We start from the raw sequence: 1,283 nt of genomic DNA, 5'->3' as shown, positions 1-1,283 counted from the left end.
CGCTGCCCTCCGCCACGGCCAACCACATCAAGGTGGAAGGCCTGGCGCTCGCGCTGCATTCGGACGGCTTCGACGTCAAGAGCCGGACCGGACCGGTCTCCGGCACGGTCGCGGCCGACAAGATCGATCTCGACAATCCCACGGTTGCGCCGCTCGTCGCCGGCAAGGTCACGGCCAAGGTCGCCGGCAGCCTTGCCCCTGACGCCCTCACCATCAACAGCGGCTCGGCGACCAGCGGCGCGGTGGATGGCGCCTTCAACGGCCGGGTGTCGTTTGCCGACGGTTCCGTCGACTTCACCGTCAAGGCCGATGTGCTTTCGGCGGCGTTGCCGGCGGCAGCGCGCGGCGTGCTTGCCGAGCGCACGCAATTCAGCGCCACGACGCAGCGTGACGCCAAGGGCAATGTCAGCGTCGGGCCGGTGAAGGTCGCATCGGGCGCGTTCACCGCCGACGGGCAGGCAAGCATCGCCGACAACACGCTTAACGCTGCCATCAAAGGCGCGTTGGCGAACATTTCGCTGCTGTCCAAGGATGCCAAGGGCGCCATCACCTTCGCGCTCGACGCGCAGGGCGCCGCCGCGGCGCCGGATCTTTCGCTCACCGTGAACAGCGACCGGCTTTCGGTGGCGGCGCGCGAGATCACGGGCCTCAAGCTGACCGCGACCGGCAAGGCGGATGCCGCCAATCCGGCGGCCAATGTGCAACTGACCGGCAATGTCGCCGGGCAGCCGCTGCAGGGCAGTGCGGTGCTTGCCACCACCAATGGCAAGAGCGCGATCAACGGGCTTTTGCTGTCGCTGGGTCAGAACAAGATCTCCGGCGATCTCGCGCTCGACGAGGCATTCGTTCCGGTCGGCACCGTGTCGCTCGACTTGCCCGACATCGGACCGCTGGCGGCGCTGGCGCTGGAAAAGGCGGAAGGCGACGTGCGCGGCACGATCGCGTTCTCGAAGGCCGGCAATGGACCGAACGTTGCCGTCAAGGCAAGCACGGCGGCAATCAAGCGCGGCGATCTCTCGGCCAAGAACGTCGCCATCGATGCGCAGATCGCCAACTATCTGGCCGCGCCTGTCATCGCCGGCAAGATCCGCGCCGACAATGTGATATCGGGCGGAACCACCGTCACCGGCATCGATGTCGACCTGAAGCGCGACGGCGACTGGACCGGGTTCTCCGGCGGCGCCACGGTCAAGAACATTCCGGCAAAAGCGGCCGGCCGGGTGAAAGTGGCGAACGGCACGACAACCATCGAGCTGTCGTCCGGCCAGGCGACGGTGCAGGGC

At 67.5% G+C, this 1,283-nt stretch carries 1 pseudogene; it reads left to right on the top strand.

The features are described from left to right. Positions 1–1,283, top strand: a pseudogene (locus tag EOA38_RS37035) (translocation/assembly module TamB); the annotation flags it as partial.

This window comes from Mesorhizobium sp. M1E.F.Ca.ET.041.01.1.1, from assembly GCF_003997355.1.
Classification (GTDB): domain Bacteria; phylum Pseudomonadota; class Alphaproteobacteria; order Rhizobiales; family Rhizobiaceae; genus Mesorhizobium.
Note: the sequence above shows the minus strand (reverse complement) of the source record. Positions and strands in the feature narration are given on the sequence as shown.